This is a genomic window from Halomonas sp. HG01 (genome assembly GCF_000968715.2).
GTDB classification, from domain to species: Bacteria; Pseudomonadota; Gammaproteobacteria; order Pseudomonadales; family Halomonadaceae; genus Halomonas; species Halomonas halophila.
Map to the genome: position 1 here is coordinate 314,092 of NZ_CP022134.1, position 15,009 is coordinate 329,100.

General features: G+C 58.8%; 16 protein-coding genes and 1 pseudogene. 11 read left to right on the forward strand and 6 right to left on the reverse strand.

Features of this window, described 5'->3' with window-relative positions:
• Nucleotides 1-24 precede the first annotated feature (24 nt).
• The 3 genes from UN84_RS01475 to UN84_RS01485 all read left to right on the forward strand — a co-directional run bounded on the left by UN84_RS01475 (nucleotide 25) and on the right by UN84_RS01485 (nucleotide 1,552).
• Nucleotides 25-195, forward strand: coding sequence for a hypothetical protein (locus UN84_RS01475; RefSeq protein ID WP_161796810.1), 171 nt, complete (start codon nucleotides 25-27; stop codon nucleotides 193-195).
• Nucleotides 196-329: 134 nt separating this feature from the next.
• Complete coding sequence (locus UN84_RS01480; RefSeq protein ID WP_046079474.1) at nucleotides 330-704, forward strand: nuclear transport factor 2 family protein; 375 nt, start codon at nucleotides 330-332, stop codon at nucleotides 702-704.
• Between the two features lie 221 nt (nucleotides 705-925).
• The gene (locus UN84_RS01485) at nucleotides 926-1,552 is read left to right on the forward strand and encodes a hypothetical protein (protein ID WP_046079473.1); all 627 of its coding nucleotides are present in this window, start codon (nucleotides 926-928) and stop codon (nucleotides 1,550-1,552) included.
• Nucleotides 1,553-1,560: 8 nt separating this feature from the next.
• Here UN84_RS01485 and mapR read toward each other — a convergent pair whose 3' ends face one another.
• Nucleotides 1,561-2,970, reverse strand: coding sequence for a GntR family transcriptional regulator MpaR (gene mapR / locus UN84_RS01490; protein WP_046080423.1), 1,410 nt, complete (start codon nucleotides 2,968-2,970; stop codon nucleotides 1,561-1,563).
• A gap of 157 nt (nucleotides 2,971-3,127) precedes the next feature.
• On the reverse strand, nucleotides 3,128-3,415 hold the full coding sequence (locus tag UN84_RS01495) for a coiled coil domain-containing protein (RefSeq protein ID WP_046079472.1): 288 nt from the start codon (nucleotides 3,413-3,415) through the stop codon (nucleotides 3,128-3,130).
• Between the two features lie 188 nt (nucleotides 3,416-3,603).
• Here UN84_RS01495 and UN84_RS01500 point away from each other — a divergent pair, with 188 nt between their 5' ends.
• From UN84_RS01500 to UN84_RS01510, 3 genes are all read left to right on the forward strand, one after another.
• Nucleotides 3,604-4,941, forward strand: coding sequence for an MFS transporter (locus tag UN84_RS01500; RefSeq protein ID WP_046079471.1), 1,338 nt, complete (start codon nucleotides 3,604-3,606; stop codon nucleotides 4,939-4,941).
• Nucleotides 4,942-5,121: 180 nt separating this feature from the next.
• Nucleotides 5,122-5,373: a nucleotidyltransferase family protein gene (locus tag UN84_RS01505; RefSeq protein ID WP_237022344.1), complete on the forward strand. Its 252-nt coding sequence runs from the start codon at nucleotides 5,122-5,124 to the stop codon at nucleotides 5,371-5,373.
• Nucleotides 5,366-5,749: a HepT-like ribonuclease domain-containing protein gene (locus UN84_RS01510; RefSeq protein ID WP_237022345.1), complete on the forward strand. Its 384-nt coding sequence runs from the start codon at nucleotides 5,366-5,368 to the stop codon at nucleotides 5,747-5,749. The genes UN84_RS01505 and UN84_RS01510 overlap by 8 nt, the downstream gene beginning before the upstream one ends.
• 14 nt (nucleotides 5,750-5,763) lie before the next feature.
• Here the strand turns inward: UN84_RS01510 and UN84_RS01515 are convergent, their stop codons facing one another.
• Together UN84_RS01515 and UN84_RS01520 are read right to left on the reverse strand one after the other, a co-directional pair.
• Complete coding sequence (locus tag UN84_RS01515) at nucleotides 5,764-6,759, reverse strand: ion transporter (RefSeq protein ID WP_046079469.1); 996 nt, start codon at nucleotides 6,757-6,759, stop codon at nucleotides 5,764-5,766.
• Between the two features lie 126 nt (nucleotides 6,760-6,885).
• Nucleotides 6,886-7,974 carry an NAD(P)H-dependent flavin oxidoreductase gene (locus UN84_RS01520; RefSeq protein ID WP_046079468.1) on the reverse strand — a complete coding sequence of 363 codons (1,089 nt, stop codon included), beginning with the start codon at nucleotides 7,972-7,974 and terminating at the stop codon, nucleotides 6,886-6,888.
• 187 nt (nucleotides 7,975-8,161) lie between these two features.
• On the opposite strand from UN84_RS01520, the gene UN84_RS01525 reads away from it, so the two are divergent.
• Nucleotides 8,162-8,605, forward strand: coding sequence for a GNAT family N-acetyltransferase (locus tag UN84_RS01525; RefSeq protein ID WP_046079467.1), 444 nt, complete (start codon nucleotides 8,162-8,164; stop codon nucleotides 8,603-8,605).
• 32 nt (nucleotides 8,606-8,637) lie between these two features.
• On the opposite strand, the gene UN84_RS01530 is transcribed toward UN84_RS01525, so the two are convergent.
• Nucleotides 8,638-9,294 (reverse strand): 5'-methylthioadenosine/S-adenosylhomocysteine nucleosidase, encoded by a 657-nt coding sequence (locus tag UN84_RS01530; RefSeq protein WP_046079466.1) that lies wholly within the window; start codon nucleotides 9,292-9,294, stop codon nucleotides 8,638-8,640.
• 207 nt (nucleotides 9,295-9,501) lie between these two features.
• Between UN84_RS01530 and UN84_RS01535 the strand changes: the two genes are divergently transcribed.
• The 3 genes from UN84_RS01535 (at nucleotide 9,502) to UN84_RS01545 (ending at nucleotide 13,325) form a co-directional block, all read left to right on the forward strand.
• Nucleotides 9,502-9,762 carry a DUF427 domain-containing protein gene (locus tag UN84_RS01535; RefSeq protein ID WP_052719363.1) on the forward strand — a complete coding sequence of 87 codons (261 nt, stop codon included), beginning with the start codon at nucleotides 9,502-9,504 and terminating at the stop codon, nucleotides 9,760-9,762.
• A gap of 90 nt (nucleotides 9,763-9,852) precedes the next feature.
• Entirely contained in the window at nucleotides 9,853-10,779 is a 927-nt protein-coding gene (locus tag UN84_RS01540) for a HamA C-terminal domain-containing protein (RefSeq protein WP_046079465.1), read from the forward strand.
• 5 nt (nucleotides 10,780-10,784) lie between these two features.
• Nucleotides 10,785-13,325 carry a DEAD/DEAH box helicase gene (locus UN84_RS01545; RefSeq protein ID WP_046080420.1) on the forward strand — a complete coding sequence of 847 codons (2,541 nt, stop codon included), beginning with the start codon at nucleotides 10,785-10,787 and terminating at the stop codon, nucleotides 13,323-13,325.
• A gap of 917 nt (nucleotides 13,326-14,242) precedes the next feature.
• On the opposite strand, the pseudogene UN84_RS17525 reads toward UN84_RS01545, so the two are convergent.
• Nucleotides 14,243-14,447: pseudogene (locus tag UN84_RS17525) on the reverse strand (ATP-binding domain-containing protein); the annotation flags it as partial.
• A gap of 114 nt (nucleotides 14,448-14,561) precedes the next feature.
• On the opposite strand from UN84_RS17525, the gene UN84_RS01555 reads away from it, so the two are divergent.
• Nucleotides 14,562-15,008, forward strand: coding sequence for a hypothetical protein (locus UN84_RS01555; RefSeq protein WP_046079464.1), 447 nt, complete (start codon nucleotides 14,562-14,564; stop codon nucleotides 15,006-15,008).
• The last annotated feature ends 1 nt before the right edge of the window (nucleotide 15,009 follow it).

A 15,009-nucleotide genomic window follows, 5' to 3' on the forward strand; every position in this document is an offset into this window, starting at 1 on the left:
CCGTTTCCAGCCGTCGGGGGCATCGTGCAGCTCGGCAACCATCGCCGCTTCCGGCTGACACCGCTGGTGTACCTGCTGCACGGCATCGTGCCGAAGTTCGTCTTTTTCCAGGGCGTCGTGCCGACGCTGATCGCCGCGTGGGAAGCGCCTTGCAGGGACACCACCGGCCTATACTGGCTCAGTAGGGACGGTTGATCGCAGCGGCGTCGGCATGGCCCCTTTGCCCGATGGTCAGGGAGAGGGGAATCAGCCGGCGAGTCGCCGGGATTTCGCATCGCCCGTGCATCGTAACGTCCCATGACGGCTAGCCCCTGACGAGAACGGAGGGCATGACGATGAACGCGGCGGAACACCTGAGGGCCTACGCGGACGGCTGGACCCACGGCGATGCCGACAGGATCCTCAAGGCCACGGCGGAGGACTACACCTTCGACGATCCCGACTTCGGGGTCGTGACGAGGAAGGCGTTTCCGGATTACCTCAAGGGCTTGAAGGAGAGCATCGCCGCGCAATGCGGTGGGCAACTCCCGGATCCCCTGATGGAGCTGTCCGAAGTGCTGAGCCACGAGGAGGGCGGCGTTCTCACGGCGTCGTGCTGGTGGTCCTTCCCGGGCACCCAGATCAAGGGGGCCGGCCTGATCAAGGCCGACGCGACCGGGGTGCGCTCCGAGGTGATCACCTATTACACCAGGCTCAGCGTCTGACGCTGCTTCGGCCGGCGATGGATCGCCGCAGGGCGGCACGACCACGTCGCGCTGCTCGAGCTGGGCCTCGGCCCACGATGCCATGATGGCGACCCAGCCTGAACTGATCCCCTTTTTTCGCGACCTTCTGCCCCTGTTATGGTCCCGGCCGTTCTGTCATCTTGACCGCCCACGACAGGGGCCGCGGGACGCGGGCCGGTTTCCAGGGTTTGAGGGGTGTCATGATGATCTACGTCGCGTTCTTCCTGATCTTCGTCGGTGTGACGTTCGCGCTGCATCAGGTGTACAGCGTGCACTATGCGATCAACTTCGAGGACGAGGAGGAGCGCCCGGAGCGGGTCAACCGGGCGCTGACGACGCTGGCCGACGAGGCCGAGGACTGCCGCGACGGTGAGCCCTCGAAAGGGTTCAAGCAGGCGGTCGCCCGCATCTTCGGCGGCGACGTCGACCCGCGCCTGGTGCTGGCGGCGGTGGCGCCGGGCCGGCAGAAGGCCTTCGCCGAGCCGCTGCTGCGCCGCCGCGGGCGCATCGATACCCGCGGCGAGCTGACCGTCGCTCACCTGCCGGGCTGGAAGAGCCGCCCGCCGCGGCACTATCGGCGTGGGCCGATGCTGGTATTGGTCATGGCCTGCAGCCTGATGGCGCTGTTCTGGGGCGGTATGAGCATCTTCGCGACGGCTTACCCGGTGGCCGTGCCGGCCCTGGCCTGGATCAACGACCTGGCCGTGCTGACCGGGCTGGTCTATGCCTCGGCGCTGCTGGCCTTCGCCGCGTCCAGGCTCGACCTCTACCTGCACGACCTCCAGCAGATAGGCCGGCTGGAACGGCGCCTGAACGGAGCGGAGTGAACATCGCTTCAGAAAGTGTCGATCAGCTCGCCCAGCGTCGCCATGGCCGCCTCGCTGCGCGGCGTCCAGGGATGGCCGTAGCTCAGGCGCAGGCAGTGGCGAAAGCCCTGGGTGGCGGAGAAGATCGGCCCCGGCGCCAGGCTGATGCCATGCTCCCGGGCCAGATGGAACAGGCGCAGCGAGTCCACTCGCTCGGGCAGTTCGAACCACAGGAAGTAGCCGCCGGCCGGGCGCGTGGCCCGGGTCTCGGCCGGAAAGTGTTGCGCGGCCGCGGTCAGCATCCGGCCCTGCTGGGTCTCCAGTGCATGGCGTAGCCGGCGCAGGTGGCGGTCATAGCCGCCGTACTGGAGATAGTCGGCGATGGCCGCCTGGGCCGGCACCGAGGGCGAGATGGTGGTCATCAGCTTGAGCCGTGAGATCGCCTCCGCGAAGCGCCCGGCCGCCACCCAGCCGACCCGATACCCCGGCGCCAGGCTCTTCGAGAACGAGCCGCAGTGGATGACCAGGCCCTCGTCGTCGAACTGCTTCACCGGCTTCGGCGGCGTGGTGCCGAAGTGCAGCTCCGCGTAGGCGTCGTCCTCGATCAGCGGCACCCGGTGGCGCTTGATCAGCGCGTAGAGGGCGCGCTTCCTGTCGTCGTCGAGGCTCGCACCGAGCGGGTTCTGCAGATGGCTCATGAACCAGCAGGCCTTGATCGGCAGCCGCGCGAGGCTGTCCGCCAGCACGTCCAGGTCGACGCCCTCGCGCGGGTGCACGGGAATCTCCACCGCCCTGAGCTTCAGCCGCTCGAGGATCTGCAGGCTAGCATAGAAGGCCGGCGATTCGATGGCGACCAGGTCCCCGGGCTCGGTCACGCACTGCAGCCCCAGGTTCAGCGCCTCCATGGCGCCGCTGGTGATCACCAGCTCCTCGGGCGGCAGCGGCATTCCCTTCAGCGTGTAGCGCAGCACGATCTGGCGGCGCAGGTCGGCGTCGCCGGCGGTCATGTCCCGGAGCACCTCATTGCCGTTCATCTCGCGCAGGCCCCTGGCCATGCTGCGGGCCAGCCGGGCGAGCGGGAACAGCTCGGGGCTGGGGAAGGCCGAGCCGAACGGCACGGTGTCGGGGTCCTGGAGCGAGTCGAGCACCGAGAACACCAGCTCGCTGACGGCCACGTCGGCGCTTTCCTGCCGGCTCGGCGTCATGCGCGGCTCGTGCAGCACGCGCCGGGCCTGCTCGCGCACGTAATAGCCGGAGCGCGACCTGGCCACGATCAGTCCGCGATCCTCCAGCAGGTAGTAGGCCTGGAAGACGGTGGAGTGGCTGATACCGTACTGGCGGCTGGCCTGGCGCACCGAGGGCACCCGCTCGCCCGGGGCCAGCACGCCCTCGCGGATCAGCTCGGCGATCTGGTCGGCGAATGTCTCGTAGCGTTTCATCGGCGGCTCGCGGTTCCCGGCCCCGTCATCGAAGTGGTGGAAGTAGGGCATTCCATCACGGCCGGCGTGGTGGCGGAAGGCCGGCGGGAGGGCGATACGAAAACGCCCCGGCCAGGAAGGGCCGGGGCGTGGGGCTAGCGTGGGGAGGGGCGGCGCATCACTTGAAGCGTGAGCGGGCCTTCTCGAGGGAATCGCTCAGCGAGCCCCAGGCACGTTCCGCGCCGGCCTTGATGTCGTCCCAGGCGTCGTCGCTGGCGTCGCGCAGCTCGTCGAGCTTCTGGCGCATCTCGTCACGCTTGGCCTCGAGCTCGTCAACTTCCTTCTCGTGCTCGATGCGCTGGTCGGCCTCGGCGCCCTTGGCGCGGGCCTTCAGCTTGTCCACCTCGGCCTGTATCTCGTCCAGCTTGGCGCGCAGCTTCTGTTCGTAGGCATTCCGGTCGCTCATGGGAAGACTCCTTTCCGTCGGCGAGTGAATGACACCTTGGTCGTGCCCGTCGCGGGGCAACACGGTGTGGTCGTTATAGGGTGGCATATCGCCCGGGGTAGCTGGCAAGGTCGCGCATATCGGCATATACCAGTCGGTATCGATGACCATCCACGGATTATCAGCCCGGCGAGCCTGGCGGAGGTGTCATGAAGTCTCTTTCGAGTACGGGATTCGCGATTCTCGGGGCGGCGCTGGTCGCGATCAGCTACGGGCTGGCGCGTTTCGCCTTCGGCCTGTTCGTGCCGCAGATCCGCGACGCGCTGGAGCTCACGCCCTACGCCATCGGCATCATCGGCGCGCTGCCGCTGATCAGCTTCCTGCTGTCCACGGTGGTCGCGCCCTTCATCACCGACCATCTCGGCGCCCGCAACACGGCGGTGCTGTCCGGCCTGTTCGGCGTCGGGGGCCTGGGGCTGATCAGCCAGGCCTCCGACGCGCTGATGCTGGGCGCCGGCGTGTTCGCCTGCGGCATCTGCACCGGCCTGATGATGCCGGCCCTCACGGCCGCCATGCAGGCGATGGTGAGACGCTCGCTGCACGGGCGCGTCAGCTCGGTGATGAACGCCGGCACCAGCATCGGCGTGATCGTCGCCGTGCCCACGGTGCTGTTCATGGTCGGCGCCTGGCGGCTGGCTTATCTTTCGTTCGCGATCTGCACCGCCATCGGCGTGGTCGCCGCCTGGTGGTTCCTGCCTTCGGTGTCGCGGATCGTGCCCTCGAACGCCGCACCGCCGCCGCCGCTGCCCGAGCTGCCCTGGTCGCGCCTCGTGCGGCTGTCGCTGTTCGCCTTCGTGATGGGCTTCGTCTCGTCCGCCTACTGGATCTTCGCGCCCGACCTGGTCGTCACCCTCGGCGGCCTGTCGCCGGCCTCCACCGGCTGGCTGTGGCTGGCGGTGGGCATCGCCGGCCTCGGCGGCGCCGTGGTGGCCGACTTGGCCGACCGCAACAACCCGCCGATCACCCACGCGCTGATGCTGATGATGTTGGCCGCCAGCCTGGCGCTGCTCGCGGCCAGCCCCGCCCAGACGCCGCTGGCGGCGTTCTCCGCGCTGGTCTTCGGCCTGGCCTACATGAGTCTGACGGGGCTCTACCTGATGACCGGCATCCGCCTGCTGCCGGGCCGGCTGTCGGTGGGGCCGGTGCTGCCCTTCATGGCGGTCTCGGTGGGGCAGGCCACCGGCTCGCCGGTGGTCGGCGGGCTGGTCGATGCCTTCGGCTACGCCACGGCGTTCTCCATGTTCGCCGCGCTCGGCATCCTGGTGTCCATCCTCTCGCCGTTCTATCCCGGCCATATCGAGCACGGCGAGGACGAGGAAGAACAGGCGGCCGAGGAAGACACCGGCCTGCAGGCGGCCTACGACCACCAGCTCCAGAACGAGGAAGGCGAGCCGCTGGAGGATCCGGAGGAGCTGGAAGAGCCCGTGGCGGAGGCATCGGAGGAGGAGAAACCGGCCGATGCTCCTAGAGACGGTACGCACTCCTGACCGACTGCAGCCGCTGCGAGATGACGCGTCATGCAGGCCAGGTCTGGCTGGGGATTGGCTCTACCCCATGCTAGGCTGATCGATGCAAAACCAGGCAGATCAATGCTCTGAAGGTTTGATGCCGGTGAGAGGTGGCGGAAGATGAACAGAACCAGGGCCCTGCAATTGCTTCGGGACCACATGTCGACCCTGACCAGCGAGTACGGGGTCAGGTCACTGTCGCTCTTCGGCTCCATGTCGCGGGATGAAGCGCGAGACGACAGTGACGTCGATATTCTGGTGAGTTTCGATGGCCCTGCCACTTCGGCCCGCTATTTCGGGGTGCAGTTCTACCTTGAGGACCTGCTGGGGCATCCCGTGGATCTGGTGACCGACAAGGCGCTTCGCGCCGAGCTCAGGCCCTATGTCGAGCGTGAGGCGCTCCGTGTCTGAGCCTCGCTCCCAGCGTGAATGGCGCTTCTACATCGATGACATGATCGGTTTCGCCGAGAAGGTCCTGTCCTACACGGAAGATCTCGATCAGGACAGCTTTCTCGCTCATGATCTCACCTACGACGCCACCCTGCGTAACCTCGAACTGATCGGCGAAGCGGCGACCCGTATTCCGGATGCTGTTCGTCATCGGTATTCGGAAATCCCCTGGCGGATGATCATTGCCACTCGCAATCGCCTGATCCATGCCTATCTGGGGATCGACGACGATACCGTGTGGAGCATCATCCAGGACAACATCCCCCAGCTGCTGGAGCAGCTGAACGGCATCAAGAGCCAGCATGGTCTGTCGGGGACGGACCTCGATTCTCCCTAGAGCCGGGCAGCCTCTCACCGATACTTGTGCTGCCAGCCCTTTACCGCGATCTGTTCCTTGAGCAGATCCAGCATGTCCACCAGCACCTGCTCGGTGATCTGTTCGGTCTCGGGGTCGGTGCGCAGCCAGGCATCGAAGCCGCTCTCGGCCAGGTGTTCCACCAGGCTGGAGAACTCCGACGACTTCAGCCCCGCCAGCGCCTCGTCGACCAGGTGGCAGGCCAGGTCGGAGAGCGAGGCCTCGAGCCCGCGGGTCAGCGGGCCGCCCATCGGCAGGCGCGACAGCCGCTTGAGCTCCGGGCTCTCCGCCAGGGTGCGGCCGACCAGCCCGCGCACGTAGCGCAGGGTGTCGTCGCGGTTGCGGTCGTAGGCATCGCCGGCCATGGCCTCCAGCCGCTGGCTGATCTCGCGAATCAGCGCCTGCTTGCGCGGCTGCACCACGCGCTCGATCACCGGGGCCGAGAGCCCGTCGCCGGCGCGGATCTCCTGCTGCACGTTGTCGAGCATGCGGATGGCGATGCGGTCGGTCAGTTCCTCCAGCAGGATGTCGTAGTACTTGGCGAATACGCTGTAGATATACCAGCGGCGTAAGTCGATCAGCCCCATGCGCTGCAGGCGGTGCAGCAGCGAGATCACGCGCAGCACACGCAGCAGCCGGAAGCCGCCCAGCGGGATGCAGCCGAGCACGTCGTACCAGTGCACGAAGGGGTAGAAGAACCAGCGGTGGTAGTGGCGCTCGGCGATGGCCACCGCCCAGCCCAGCAGCACGTCGAACAGGAAGACGGCCACGAACGCCAGGTCGATGGTCAGGAAGTTGGCGTGGATGTGCCGTTCGTAGGCGCCGTACAGCCCGGGGGCCACGGCCTCGAAGGCGGCGTTCAGCGGCGGCAGCAGGAACAGGCTGTCGAACAGCAGCAGCCCCAGGTTGGCGATCACCAGCGCGATGATGAACAGGTCCCACACCAGGTGGGCCCGTTCCAGGGCGGGCGAGGTCGTGCGCGTGGCAGGCATGGCGCCTCCTTGAGCTCGATGCCGAAGGGTCGCCTCTCATCCTAAAGCCTCGGCCAGCCGCCGACACCCCGGGCGTGTCCAGCGACGGCACCGCTGGGCACTCGGGGAACGGCCGTGCCCGTGCCGTCAGGCGTCGCCTTGCCACTCCTGAAGCAGCCGGCTCACCAGCTCGCCGGCGGGGAGTTCGCGCGCCAGCGGCGCCCCTTGTCCGGCCCAGTGCGCCGCGAAGTCATGATCACCGCGCTCGGCCGCCGCCGCGTTGAGCCGCTTGGCCGCGTCGTACGCCAGCGGATAGGCCGGCGGCATGGCCCTGGTCGTCGCCCCGGTCGTGGCATCGGACGAGGCCTCGGTATGGCGCATCAGGCGATTGAGGATGCCGCGCGCCGGGCGCCCGGACAGCGCCGTGGTCATGCGGGTCGTCTCGGCACGCTCGCTCTTGAGGGCCGCGCGATAGCCCTCGTTGGCCGCCGATTCCGGGCACAGCAGGAAGGCCGTCCCCAGCTGGGCGGCGCAGGCGCCCAGCGCCAGGGCCGAGCGGATGCCCTGGCCATCCATGATGCCGCCGGCCGCAACGATCGGCAGGTCCATCTCCCTGACCAGCCGGCGAACGAGCACGGAGGTGCTCAGCCGCTCATCGTCCGCCTGCGGATCGAAGCAGCCGCGGTGCCCGCCCGCCTCATCGCCCTGGGCCACGATGGCGTCGACGCCCCGCGCCTGGATCTCGCGCGCTTCCCGCAGGTTGGTCGCCGTCGCCAGCGTGTAGATGCCGGCCTCACGCAGCGCGCGTATCCGCGCCTCGGCCGGCAAGCCGAAGTGAAAGCTGACCACGGCGGGGCGCGTCTCGAGCAGCATCTCGAAGGCCGCCTCGTCCTCCACGAAGCTGCGGTAGATCTCGTCGAGCCCCGCCGGCGGCTCGCGGTCATATTCCCGAAACAGCGGCGCCAGGTGCGACAGCCAGGCCGCCTCCAGGGCCGGGTCGCGCACGGCGGGCGCATGGCAGAAGACGTTGACGTTGAACGGGCGGGGCGTCAGCGCCCGGGTGCGCTCGATCATCGCTCTAGCCTTGTCGACGCCGCTGGCGCCGATGCCCAGCGAGCCCAGGCCGCCGGCATTCGATACCGCCGCCGCCAGCGCCGGCGTGGCCACGCCGGCCATGGGCGCCTGGATGATTGGCTGGATGCCCAGCCGGTCGATCAGGGGATTCGGCGATGTCATGGGAATGGCCTCCACGAGTGCGGGATACGGTGGCGTCGGTTGACAGCAGTGGGCGGCATGGCGTCTTTTATCGGCGCGCCAGCCGCCGCGACGTCGCCCGAGCGCCGGGCCCTTGCCTCGACCCGGACGCCACGAGGCGGCGCACGACGCCATGGCGGCTAGGGAACAAGAAACAGGGGAGTGTGGGATGTACGTCGAGAGTGTGGAAAGGGAAGACTACCGCGAGCTGCTGGAGGTCTGGGAGGCCTCGGTCAGGGCAACGCACGACTTCCTGCGGGAAGACGACCTGCTGGAGCTGAAGCCGCTCATCTATGAGCAGTATTTCGGCGCCGTCGATCTAACGTGCGTCAAGGGCGAGAGCGGTGACATCCTGGGCTTCTGCGGCGTGCAAGACGGCAAGATCGAGATGCTGTTCGTCGCGCCCCAGGCGCGCGGCGCCGGCATCGGCGCCTTGCTGCTGGATGACGCGGTGACCGCCCAGGACGCCTCCCGGGTGGACGTCAACGAACAGAACCCGCAGGCGCTGGGCTTCTACCGGCACAAGGGGTTTTCCGTCACCGACCGCTCGCCGCTCGACGGCTTGGGCAAGCCCTATCCGCTGCTGCACATGGCGCTGGTGCCCACGCCGTGACGCGCCGCGCCCCTGGCCTCGGCACTGGCGCCTCAGCCCGGTAACAAGCCCTCGCCGAGCGCCTCGCCCAGCCTATCCACCGCGGCGGCCAGCCTCTCGTCGATGACGTGGAGATACTCCGTCCAGTCGTCGACGTGGTTGAGCTCCGCCTTGCCGTCCGAGATGCCGCGCAGCACCACCAGCGGCACGCCGAAGCGGGTGCAGGCGCGCAGGCAGGCGTAGCTCTCCATGTCCACCATGTCGGCGGCGATGGCGGCATAGGCCGCGCCCGAGACGATGTTGGCGCCGGTGGAGAGCGACGCCTCGCGAATCCCGGGAATGCGCAGCGGAAGAGGCAGGATGTCCGGCAGGTCGAGGAAGGGCGTCACGCCCTTCTGGAAGCCGAGCGGCGAGGCGTCCATGTCGCGGTAGGCCACCGAGGTCGCCTGATAGACCTCGGTCTGCTCGAGCGCCCGGCTGCCCGCCGAGCCCAGCGACACCACCAGGTCCGGCCGTTGCCCGCGCGCCGCAAGCTCCGCCAGCGCCGCGGTGAGCTCCACCGCCGCCTCCACCGGCCCCACGCCGGTCATGAAGGGCGTGAACCGCTCTCGAAGATGCGGCCCGTATTCGGCGTCCGCCGCCATCACGAACAGCACGGAGCGCCCGCCCAGCGTCGTCAGCGGCGCCGGCGCGCGTGGTGTCTGGTTCATCCCCAAGTCTCCCGCAGTTGATAATGGCCACCATCATGGCGGGCAGGCGCGTTGGCGCCAAGCGGGCGAGGGCGTGAGGGAGGCGAGCGGGTCGTTCCCGCAAGACCGACCTAGATCAAAAGCCTAAGTGAAATTGTCACCAAGCGGTGACATTCTGAACCCCTCGTTCTAGGCTGATGGATCAGCCGACTCGCAAGGGAACTGCCGATGGCCGATCACACCGAACCCCGCATCACCCTGCATCCGCATTCCCGGCGGGTGCGCATCCTTACTGGCGACACCCTGATCGCCGATACCCGCAACGCCATCGAGCTGCGCGAAAAAGGCTATCCACACCGCCACTACATTCCGAAAGAGGATGTGGATATGGCGAAGCTCTCGATTTCCTCCACCGTCACTCACTGCCCCTTCAAGGGCGATAGCACTTATTACTCGCCACCTCATATCCAATGTAGCCAAGGGCTATGAGCAGCCGAGTGACGAGATGTAGGAGTTTTTTTAGTTGCTGGTTATTTGTGGCGAAACAAATAATTAAGTTTTTTAAAGTATGAGGTGGTGATGAGTTTGGCGAGAAGTATTGAGGATAAGGTTTCGGTTGAAAGTCCAGATTTTTCAAACTGCATCAGCGTTTTGGAACATGATTTAGAGATAACCGGAGTTGATGCGAAAGTTAGGCTTCACTATCTTAGGTTTGACGGTAATAAAAGGCCAATGGTCAAAGCTTTGGCAGACACTTTATATGCTTACATTATAGATTACTGTTTGTCTGCAAGAAACAGGAGCGAAACTTTAACCGCGCGCCAGTCTGCAGTGTTAACCAAGGAGGCCCGAAGTTTGTTTCGTCACCCAGAGATAACAGATGATTCACCTGATAAAACTGGTGAAGCCGGCGAGACATTGCTTTATTTTTTATTGGAAGCTGTACTTAAAGCGCCGCAAATGGTGTCAAAAATGGAGCTAAAGACGAATCACAAGGATGAGGTTAAAGGTTCGGATGGCATTCATGCCAAATGGAATGCTGAGTTGGAGATGGTTGATTTTTATTTTGGCGAATCAAAGCTATATAAAAATTCTTCTGATGCATTAACTTCAGCGTTGAAAAGTGTTAATGACTTCCATGATATAAAAATGTATGAGCATGAGTTCAACATGGTTACAAAGCACTTTAAGTATGCTGACGAAGAAGTTAAACGTGAGATATCTCAGCTATTTGTGAATGGTAATCCAGGTCCAAATGTTAGGATAAATCATGCTTGCCTGATCGGATACGACTACGATGGTTATGATAAAGTATGCTCAGCGCCTCAGAGTGAGCTAAAGGATAAGTTTGAGTGTGAATTTTTGGTGAATGCTTCTAAGCTCGCAAGGGGGTTGCAGAGAAAACTTGATGGTTTTGAGAAAAAATATTTGGTTTTTGATGTTTTCTTCTTGCCATTCCCATCAGTCGTTGAGTTTAGGAATGCTTTTAATGAGGCGCTTGATTGATTGCTATGAGTAATGTAAAAAAATTGTTTGAAAAACTACATGTGCAAAGCACGCAAAAGCAATTGCCCGGGAAGACATCTGTATCAGATAGTGATCTCGATGACACGGAAACTAACCAGCTTCTAGGTCATGCCTCAATTCTATCCCTTTCTGAAGCGCCCGAAGATAAAATGGCTGCATATGAAATTATTACTAGGCTTTTAGAGATCAGGGGAGAAGGGAATACTAAGCTTTTAAATTTTTCAGAAGTTATAATGTCTCGGTTGGGCAACTTTCCAGCTCGCCAGCTGTTAAGGGAACGCTTCAATGACAAGAGTAGAGTGATACCAAGTTTTTTAAGCTTAGAATGTTTGACAAGAGAAGTTGAGAACTCGGTTTATATAGATGATGAGTCAATAAGTTTAACTGATTTTCAGTATGAGTTCTTGAGTTATTTGCAAAGTGAAAGAGCCTTGAGTGTCTCTGCGCCTACTTCTGCCGGAAAATCCTTTGTTCTTGGGTTGAGTCTAATAAAGAAGCTTCGGGAAAAAGAGAAGCAGTGCATCGTATATATAGTTCCTACTAGAGCACTAATCTCCGAAGTGGCGAACAGGGTTAGAGTGTTAGTAAAAAAGTACAATTTTGATGATGTTATTATCAGAACTGCACCTTTTTCTGTGCCTGAAGGTAAATCAGGGAAAGGGGTTGTTTATGTATTAACGCAAGAGAGGTTAATGAGTTACTTGAGTGATGTTGATGGGGAAATGCCAGCCATTACATCAGTGATTGTTGATGAAGCCCATGAGATTCAAAAAGGCACGCGAGGTATTTTGCTGCAGATTTCAATAGATTTGCTTCTAAAGAAATACCCAGAAACTGAGGTTTTGTTTGCCAGTCCTCTGATTAAAAATCCTGGCTATTTTTTTGGCATGTTCAATATATCTGAGAGCGGGAAGTTTTTTACTGAAACAGTATCACCAGTCTCCCAAAATATAATATTGGCCTCCGAGGTTAAAGGGAAGCCTAAAGAGATAATGTTTGAAGTTATGAGTGATGAGAAAAGATTGTCTCTTGGAACTAAGGTTTTTGATTTTAAGTTTAGAGGGAAGAAAACCGTACAAAAAGCTAAGTTAGCATATGAGATTTCAAATGATGAAGATTCGGTAATTGTGTTCTCAAACGGGCCATCTGACGCAGAGTCTGTAGCAAAAGCAATTAGTAAGGTGGGAAATGACTACTCCCCAAGTCAAGATGTTAAGCTGTTTATTGATTTTTTGAAAAAAGAGATACATCCCGAATACTCCTTAATAGCCTGCCTGGAGTCAGGCGTAGGATTTCACTATGGGAAGATGCCGTCGATAGTCAGATCTGGTGTTGAATCTCTTTTTAAATCTGGAGAGATTAAATTTATTTGTTGCACTAGCACTCTTCTTCAGGGTGTTAACTTGCCAGCAAAGCATATAGTAATAGAAAATCCAAAGTCGGGTGATAAACCAATGTCACGCTCTGACTTTCTCAATTTGTCAGGGCGGGCTGGTAGGTTGTTAAAAGAGTTTCATGGTAATATTTGGTGTATTAGGCCATCAACATGGGCCGATAGTTCTTATGAAGGAGAGAAGCTTCAAGAGATATCCTCTGCAATAAGCTCTGTTATGACTGATGGAGGTTCTATAATCCAAGAGCTTCTTTCTGATGGGGAGGTTTCAGGGAAGATAGTTGATCAAGCTGAAATGGCTTTCAGTAAGTTATACCAAGATTATCACTATTCAGAAGATCGGACATCTATTGAAAAATACAGGACAGATGAAAACTCTGAAAGTCTTGATAAAACTATGTCTGTGATATCTGAAATAGTTGTTGATCTTCCTTCAGATATTATAGAAAGAAATAAAGGTATAAGGCCTGATTATTTGCAGAGGGTTTATAATTTTTTAAGTTCAATAGATTGTGTTGAGGAGTACGTGCTTATCAGTCCCTACTCTACGGGGGCTAAAGCGAAAATGGAAAAAGTTATTGATTTTTTTGTCGAGTTTTTTGAATGGGAACTATCATCCGGGTATAAAAACCTAATTAGTTTTCTTGCTTATGATTGGATGTGGGGGAAATCTCTTGGTGAGATTCTTAGGAAACGTGTGGATTTTGTGAGAAGAAAAGAGCCTCGGAAGGAAGCGTCAATAATAATTAGAGAGTATTTGGATGTTCTTGATCATGATATTAGGTTTAAGTTAGTCAAGTACTTTTCTGCATTTAATGATGTAATAAAGCTTGTGTTGTTTGATAGGGGGAATGATATAGAAGAGATTGAGGTGGAACCTTACCATGTTTATTTAGAGTTCGGGTCTTGTAAAAAAGAAGTGCTTAATATTATGGCCGTGGGGCTTTCTAGGTTTACAGCATTGCACCTTTCTAGCGCCATTAATATTAATCATGAGGCTTCTGATATTGATGATTATTTTAAAAGCATCAAGTCTATTGATGTGAAAAAATTAAAAATACCAGGTTTATGTAAGCAAGAGATTTTGAGCATGCAAGGCAAAAGTTTATCTTTAGCTTCGTCTGACGGATAAGGTTAAATGATGTCCATTTCACTTATTGTTTTAGCGGTTTCTAATTAGAAGCAGAAGCAATCGGGGACAGACCCCATTTGCCCTCGTGATGTCGGTGTAGACCAGCTCCCGGGTGAGGATGGGGTTCGGCGCGTCGGGCAGCACCAGGGCGGTGTGGGTGAATAACCGGGGGCTGTCCTCGTTTTCTCCTCAGGCTTTCCCAATTTTCAAGTGTTGATATTTAAATCTACGGATACGCATCCGCTTATGGCCGGATGCCGAACCTTAGGCTACGCTGATGGAGCTGAATTGGTAGCTAGGGACTCAAAACGGCCCTGCCGCAAAAGGCAGTGTATGATTAATCTATACTATTCCGGCGCACGATGGTTTTTCAGCGAGCTGTGATTGTTTTTTAAAATTTCAATGGATTAATGATAAGGAGGCGTGGGGTATAGAATTGTTAAGCTCGCGCGTGTTCAAGTGGCAAAAGGCGTATGCCACATAATACCTATAAAGTGGAGGGGTGAAACATGTCATTCGGTCAAGCAGTTTTGGGGACCACGCTAGAAAACTACTTGGCGTTTCTACTAGCGGGTGGCTTGGCAACTTTGCTGTTTTCCTATATAGCAGGTCCGTTTTTAATAAACGCCGGCGCTTCACACACGGCACGTGGGGTTGTCTATGGGGTCGTGACCCTCGCTGTATCGTTTACATACGAATACTATGCAGGAATGAAGGATCTGTTCCAGATTCACGTTTTTACGATCACGATTGTTGCTTTATGGTCGGTTATGACCCTTTGCCTGGGCGTTGTTTCAGTCCACCTTTGGCGAAGATTTCGTGACCGAAATTAAATTAATCATAATAGGTAGTCGGACGCATGAATGTACTGCTGCTTTGTGCGTTACATCCGCAAGCAATCGGGGACAGCCCCCATTTGCCCTCGTGATGTCGGTGTAGACCAGCTCCCGGGTGAGGATGGGGGCAGCGCGAGGGCAGCACCAGGGCGGCGTGGGTGAACTCCGAGCCTTGGGACTTGTGCACCGTTATCGCGAACGCCGTCTCCACTGCCTGCAGGCGTGAGGGCAGCACCCACTTGATGTGCTCGGTGCTATCGCTGGTAGAAAAGGCTGCCTGTAGCAGGCCGCGTGCTAGTATCGAGCCGTCAGGTTTCCTGCAATGTGGGGGTTATTTCTCGCTTTAACATAAAACTCGCAACGTCAGTGTGTCTGTTATTTATTTCATGAGAGAAAATGAATGAAAAGAAATATAAGAACCATGATCCTTGTTGCTATCGCTGTGTCTTTTCTACAAGGATGTGCAGGGGTAAGGAACAGCTATGTCACCCAGTTAGACGCGTCGAGCGACGACCCCTTGCTTCGGGTCGAGAAGGGTGAGGTAGTTGAAATCTTGTCGGTCGGGAACGGATTTCCAGGCTGGTGGGGTTACTATCCTGGGGTCAAGACATCGGCACCCAACGTGGCAAGCGTCGAGTGCAAACCATCAAGAAGCATGATTCCGTTTCGAGAGCCCGGTGTCGTGTTTGGTGGGGAGGTCTGCCACATGTCGGCGAATGAAGTGGGTGAAGCGACGCTTTTCCTTGGTAATAAATTCAACCTTTCCGCGGAAAACCATGAAGAAAGAGTGAGCGTGGAGATTTATGGTCACCAGGGCAGTGAGCGTCAGTTGCAAGATTCCGACTGAT

Coding starts and splice junctions, on each gene's coding strand:
- UN84_RS01535 (WP_052719363.1), top strand. CDS start 9,502: ATGGCCGATCACACCGAACCCCGCATCACCCTGCATCCGCATTCCCGG.
- UN84_RS01545 (WP_046080420.1), top strand. CDS start 10,785: ATGAGTAATGTAAAAAAATTGTTTGAAAAACTACATGTGCAAAGCACG.
- UN84_RS01525 (WP_046079467.1), top strand. CDS start 8,162: ATGTACGTCGAGAGTGTGGAAAGGGAAGACTACCGCGAGCTGCTGGAG.
- UN84_RS01540 (WP_046079465.1), top strand. CDS start 9,853: ATGAGTTTGGCGAGAAGTATTGAGGATAAGGTTTCGGTTGAAAGTCCA.
- UN84_RS01500 (WP_046079471.1), top strand. CDS start 3,604: ATGAAGTCTCTTTCGAGTACGGGATTCGCGATTCTCGGGGCGGCGCTG.
- mapR (WP_046080423.1), bottom strand. CDS start 2,970: ATGAAACGCTACGAGACATTCGCCGACCAGATCGCCGAGCTGATCCGC.
- UN84_RS01530 (WP_046079466.1), bottom strand. CDS start 9,294: ATGAACCAGACACCACGCGCGCCGGCGCCGCTGACGACGCTGGGCGGG.
- UN84_RS01505 (WP_237022344.1), top strand. CDS start 5,122: ATGTCGACCCTGACCAGCGAGTACGGGGTCAGGTCACTGTCGCTCTTC.
- UN84_RS01555 (WP_046079464.1), top strand. CDS start 14,562: ATGAAAAGAAATATAAGAACCATGATCCTTGTTGCTATCGCTGTGTCT.
- UN84_RS01495 (WP_046079472.1), bottom strand. CDS start 3,415: ATGAGCGACCGGAATGCCTACGAACAGAAGCTGCGCGCCAAGCTGGAC.
- UN84_RS01520 (WP_046079468.1), bottom strand. CDS start 7,974: ATGACATCGCCGAATCCCCTGATCGACCGGCTGGGCATCCAGCCAATC.
- UN84_RS01480 (WP_046079474.1), top strand. CDS start 330: ATGACGATGAACGCGGCGGAACACCTGAGGGCCTACGCGGACGGCTGG.
- UN84_RS01485 (WP_046079473.1), top strand. CDS start 926: ATGATGATCTACGTCGCGTTCTTCCTGATCTTCGTCGGTGTGACGTTC.
- UN84_RS01515 (WP_046079469.1), bottom strand. CDS start 6,759: ATGCCTGCCACGCGCACGACCTCGCCCGCCCTGGAACGGGCCCACCTG.